The following is a 5,414-nucleotide window of genomic DNA, read 5'->3' as shown; positions in this document are numbered from 1 at the left end:
GGTCACGAGGTCGTCGTCGTCGACGACCTCTCCAACGGGTATGCCGCCAACATCGCCGGTCTCGACCTCACCTTCCACGAGGGTTCGGTCCTCGACCGCGACCTCCTCGCGACGGCACTGGGTGGGGCCGACTCTGTTGTCCACCTGGCCGCGCTCGGCTCGGTGCCGCGGAGCCTGCAGGACCCGTTGCGCAGCCATCACGCCAACGCCACCGGCACCCTCACCCTGCTGGAAGCCGCCCGAGCTGCAGACGTCTCACACGTCGTCGCCTCGTCATCGAGCTCGGTTTACGGGATGAACCCCGCATTGCCCAAGAACGAGCGCGAATGGGTGCGCCCCGTCAGCCCCTATGCCGTCTCGAAGCTCGCAGAGGAGCAGTACGTCCTGGCCTACCAGCAGTCGTTCGGGTTGGAAACGCTGGCTTTTCGCCTCTTCAACGTCTTCGGGCCGAGGCAGATGCCAGGCCACGCCTACTCCGCGGTCATCCCGATCTTCCTCGACGCAATCCTGCGCGGAGCGCCGATGCCGGTGCACGGAGACGGGACGCAGTCACGCGACTTCACCTACGTCGCAACGGTATGCAGTGTGCTGATGGACGCGGTCGAGCGCCGGGTCACGCATCCCGAACCGGTGAACCTGGCGTTCGGCACGAACACGCCTCTGACAGAGCTGATCTCGACGATCGAGGACGTCACGGGTCTGAAGGCCGACGTCCACCACGAACCGTCGCGGCCTGGTGACGTCCGCGCGTCGCGCGCGGACAACACGGTGCTGCGCTCGTTGTTCCCCCACGTCCAGCCGGTCTCGCTGCACCAAGGGCTCGAGGAGACGCTGTCCTGGTTCAAGGACGCGTCGTGACCAACCTGGTCGTGATCGGCCAGGGTTATGTTGGCCTGCCGATGGCGTTGCGCGCCAGCGAGGTCGGACTCTCCGTCATCGGTCTGGACACGGCCCCCGAGGTGGTCGAGCACCTGAACGCCGGCCACTCCCACATCGACGACGTCAGCGACGCCGCCCTGGCCGCGGGCATCGCCGCGGGTTACCGAGCGTCCACCGACGCGTCCGTCATTGCGGACGCCGACGTCGTCGTGGTGTGCGTGCCCACCCCTCTGACGGAGGACGGTGGCCCTGACCTGAGGCCGGTCGTGAACGCCGCCGGTGTGATCGGTGAGCACGTGCGCGAGGGTGCCCTCGTCGTCTTGGAGTCGACAACTTATCCCGGGACGACCGAGGAGGTGTTCGCCCCTCTCGTGCTCGGCGAACGCTGGGAGGTCGGCACCCACATACGGATTGCGTTCTCTCCCGAGCGGATCGACCCCGGCAACGCGACGTACGGCGTGCGCAACACCCCGAAGGTCGTCGGCGGCATCACGCCGACCTGCACGGCCGCGGCGCAGGAGTTCTACGGGCTGTTCGTCGACGACGTGGTCCCGGCCAAGGGAGTCCGCGAGGCCGAGATGGCCAAGCTGCTGGAGAACACCTTCCGGCACGTCAACATCGCCCTCGTCAACGAGATGGTGCGGTTCTGCAACGAGCTCGACATCGACCTGTGGGACGCGATCGACGCGGCGGCGACAAAACCGTTCGGATACATGGCCTTTCGACCCGGACCGGGTGTCGGGGGGCACTGCATTCCGGTCGACCCCGCATACCTGAGCCACCGGGTTCGAGCCAAGCTCGGCTACGCCTTCCGCATGGTCGAGCTCGCCGAGGAGATCAACACGGCGGCCCCGCTCTACGTCGCGCAGCGCGTGCAGGCAGCCCTCAACGACGTCGGCCTTGCCGTCAGAGGCGCGCGGGTCCTGCTCGTCGGCGTGACCTACAAGCCGGACGTCTCCGACCTGCGGGAGAGTCCCGCCGGCCCACTCGCCGACCGGCTCGCCGCGTGGGGAGCAGACCTCGCCTACCACGACCCGCGGGTGCCGCGCTGGGTCCGTCGTCCCGACGACCCGGCAACCGCGCTGACCTGTGTCGACGACCTCTACGACGCGGCCGCCGCAGCCGACGTCGTCGTCCTGCTGCAGCAGCACCGGGCCTACGACCTCGCCCGGCTCGCTCAGGTCTCCCGGCTGCTGCTCGACACCCGGGGCTCCGTTCCGACCGACGACCCGGCCGTCGTGCGGCTGTGACCCGAGCGGCCGAGCCGGGCCCACGCGCGACGCAGGCACTGGGCTGGACCCGGTCCTGGGAGATGGTCCGGTTCGCCGCGGTCGCCGTCGTGCTGGTCGCCGGCGCGTGGTCGTCACCGGCTCCGGCCGTCTTCCACCTGCCGTGGCCGGGTTCGGTGCTCGACCTCGCGTCGTTCCTCGCCCTGTTTGTGCTCGTCGCCGACCTGTTCGCCCGAGGCTGGGTCCGCCCGCCGACGCCGGTGCTGCTGCTCGCGGCAGTGAGCATCGTCCTCGGCCTCGTATCGGTCTCGTGGACGACCAACAGGTTTGCGTCACAGCTGTTCGCGGTCAACTCCGCGCAGGCTCTGGTGCTGCTGTGGATGGTGCAGGCCGTCCTGCGTGGGGTCCGCCCTCGTGCAGTCGTCGCCGTCATCGGGGGCTGGGTCGTCGCGCTGCTGGTTCCGTGCGCGTTGCTCTGGGCGGAGGTGCCCGGATACCTGCCGCCGAGCACCCTCGACCCCACGTCCGGCGACTACATCTCCTACTTCGCGAGGCTGTCGCACCCCTGGATCGGACGGTCCAACAACATCGCCGTGCTGCTGGCGGTGCCGATCATCCCGCTCGCCGTCTGGGGCGTGCGCCACCGCAGCTGGATGGCCCGGCTGTTCGCCGCCCTCGCCCTCGTCGCCACCGTGATGACGCTCAGTCGAGGCACCCTGCTCGCGCTGATCGCAGGGGCGGTGCTGCTGGTGGTCCTCGCGCGCCGGGAGGCTGCCTCGCTCTGGCGGTGGGCGCTCGCCTCCCTGGGAGCCTCGGTGGTCGCGGTCCTGCTGATGTTCCTCTTCAATCCCGCCAGCCGTGAGCACATGGCCTCCCGCACCTCGGCCACCAACATCGACGCGCGAGGCGACCTGCTGGCCGATGCGCTCGCGGCGATCCGGGCCTACCCGCTGCGGGGCCAGGGTCCGTCGGTGACCCCGTCGTTCCACAACATCGCCATCCAGCAGCTGGTGGACTTCGGAATCGTCGTGGGTGTGTTGGTCAATGTCCTCCTGGTGACGGTCGTGCACTGGTGGTGGTTCGGGCGCCGCCGGCGCGAGACGAGGTGGATGGCGGTCGCCTGTGGGGTGGCGGTCGCCGTGCAGCTTGGGTCATGCCTGGTCGAGGCGAGCTACGAGGGTGGGTTCCTGCGCAACCTCATGTGGCTCTCGTGGGGACTGCTCCTGGCCCTGTATGCCGCCGAACACCGCTTTGGCCACAACAACTGACCGTGACGTCGCCCGTTGTGTCGACTGCCCGCTTCTGGCCGCAACAGTCGACCGTGGGACCAGTCGTAGCGGCCGCGCCCTCACGCTCGGGGCGCCCTGGTCCCCAGGATGTGTCCGACGAAGCTCGCGACCACCTCCGGCGGCTGGAAGTCGCGCACCGAGACCTCCCGCGCGGCCGCACCCAGACGGTGGGCCAGCCCAGGGTCGGCCAGCAGCCTTCCCACGGCGTCGGCCAGCTGTCGGGCGTCGTCCACGTCGACGAGCAGCCCCGTCTCGCCGTCGCGCACCGAGTCGATCGCTCCCGTCGCACGCGTGGTCACCGTCGGTACCCCCATCGCACCGGTCTCGAGGACGACGTTGGGGAACCCCTCACGCCTCGACGGCAGCACATGCACGTCCATCAGTGCCACGTAGGGCCGGATGTCGTCGACGTGCCCCGCGAGCACTACGCGCGACTCGCCCCGCAGCCTGGAAACCCATCCGGCGGAGTCGCTCTCGTTCTGTGCCCCGAGCACGAGCAGCTGCACCGCAACCGCTCGCTGCCGCAGCAGGTGCAGCGCCGACAGCAGGGCACCGACCCCCTTGTCAGCGGTGACCCGGCCGATGAAGCCGACAACCGGCAGGTCGTCGACGAGCCCGAGACTCGCTCGCAGCTCGGCGTCCCGAGCACGGGGCGCGAACCGCTCCGTGTCCACGCCGTGCGAGCTCGCGGGTTTGATGACGCGCAGCTTCGAGACCCGAGTCAGCCTGTGCGCCAACACCTCTCGGGCAAGCGACGGTGAGTTGGCGATCACGACATGTGCACTGGCCGAGGTGAGGCGCTCCGTGGCGGCAAGGAGCCGGCGCCGTCGACCGTGCTCGCCCTCGAGGCGCAGACCCCCGACGTAGTAGGCCCGACGAGGTACGCCTGTCAGCCGGGCCGCCACCATTCCCAGCAGGCTCGCTTTGGGTGTCGCCGTGACCACGAGCGCCGGCCGTTCGTTGCGTAGCAGGCGTACCCACTTCCGAAGTGCGCCCGAGTCGGCTCGCGCGTCGATGTCACGGCTCATCGGGAGCGCCGCGACGCGAACGCCCGGCGTCGCGGCGAGCAGGTCCAGCTCGGGTCCGGGCGACGACACGACCAGGACCTCGAACCCGGCCTCGCCCAGCTGCCGCAACAGCTCGCGGTGGAACGCGTGGACGGTGACCGGGATCGTGCTCGCCACCACCGCGACTCGCGGCCTCGCCCGACCGGTCACGGCTGCACCGTCGCCATCCAGGAGTCGGCCCACCGGTCGAACGAGTAGTGCTCCGCGACCTGCTCCCGAGCGCGCGCTCCCCACAGAGCCCGCGTCTCGCCCGGGGCGCGGAGGACCGTCGTCAGCGCGTCGACCCAGTCCGACTGCGAGGTCGCGGCGGAGCCCCCCAGCACGTCGAGCGCCGCCCGGTTCGCGCCGACCGGGGAGGCGACCATCGGCAGACCGGCCGCCGCATACTGCAACAGCTTGTATGCGCACTTGCCCCGGGCATACGGGGTGTCGGTCAGTGGTCCGATCGCGACGTCTCCGGCACAGATTGAGTCGGAAGTCGTTGTACCCCAGTCCGTTCGCTCCACGATCGGGTCCAGTTCTCCGAGACTGGCGCTCCCCGCGCTGATCACATGAACCCGAGCCCCCGTTCGCCGGTGCACCTCCGACAACGCGGGGGCGATGCCGAGAAGGTATGCCTCGGTGGAGGGCGATCCGACCCAGACGATGCGTGGTGTCTCGGCCACGGCGTAGTCGGTCTTGGTCCGGTAGGCCGCCGGCTCGACGCAGGAGGGGATGACGACGACCTCCCGGGCGGTCCGGGACGCCCGGTCGGCGAGGTAGTCGTTCCCGGCCACGACGACGTCGGCCGCGGCGACGGCCCGGGCAAACGTGTCGGCCTTGCTGAACAGCCGGCGCACACCGGAACCGGTGTCGTGGAACAGCGCGTCGTCGACGTCGTAGACCCCGTGTCCCGCCGACCGCAGCAGCCGCGACTCGAGGCGCCCGGTGCTGAGCGGCGACGCCTCGCG

At 70.0% G+C, this 5,414-nt stretch carries 5 protein-coding genes; 3 read left to right on the top strand and 2 right to left on the bottom strand.

Annotation, left to right across the window (positions count from 1 at the left end; genetic code table 11):
- From ABI385_RS15755 to ABI385_RS15745, 3 genes are all read left to right on the top strand, one after another.
- A partial coding sequence (locus ABI385_RS15755) for an NAD-dependent epimerase/dehydratase family protein (RefSeq protein WP_348104711.1) occupies window positions 1-858 on the top strand: 858 nt, incomplete at its 5' end.
- Window positions 855-2,129, top strand: coding sequence for a nucleotide sugar dehydrogenase (locus ABI385_RS15750; RefSeq protein WP_348104710.1), 1,275 nt, complete (start codon window positions 855-857; stop codon window positions 2,127-2,129). The genes ABI385_RS15755 and ABI385_RS15750, both read left to right, overlap by 4 nt.
- Complete coding sequence (locus ABI385_RS15745) at window positions 2,126-3,376, top strand: O-antigen ligase family protein (protein WP_348104709.1); 1,251 nt, start codon at window positions 2,126-2,128, stop codon at window positions 3,374-3,376. The genes ABI385_RS15750 and ABI385_RS15745 overlap by 4 nt, the downstream gene beginning before the upstream one ends.
- 80 nt (window positions 3,377-3,456) lie before the next feature.
- On the opposite strand, the gene ABI385_RS15740 is transcribed toward ABI385_RS15745, so the two are convergent.
- Both ABI385_RS15740 and ABI385_RS15735 read right to left on the bottom strand, forming a co-directional pair.
- Window positions 3,457-4,614 carry a glycosyltransferase family 4 protein gene (locus ABI385_RS15740; RefSeq protein ID WP_348104708.1) on the bottom strand — a complete coding sequence of 386 codons (1,158 nt, stop codon included), beginning with the start codon at window positions 4,612-4,614 and terminating at the stop codon, window positions 3,457-3,459.
- The coding region (locus ABI385_RS15735) for a glycosyltransferase (RefSeq protein ID WP_348104707.1) at window positions 4,611-5,414 on the bottom strand (804 nt) is incomplete at its 5' end. The genes ABI385_RS15740 and ABI385_RS15735, both read right to left, overlap by 4 nt.

The sequence above is a fragment of the Lapillicoccus sp. genome, assembly GCF_039935575.1.
Classification (GTDB): Bacteria; Actinomycetota; Actinomycetes; order Actinomycetales; family Dermatophilaceae; genus Lapillicoccus.
Note: the sequence above shows the minus strand (reverse complement) of the source record. Positions and strands in the feature narration are given on the sequence as shown.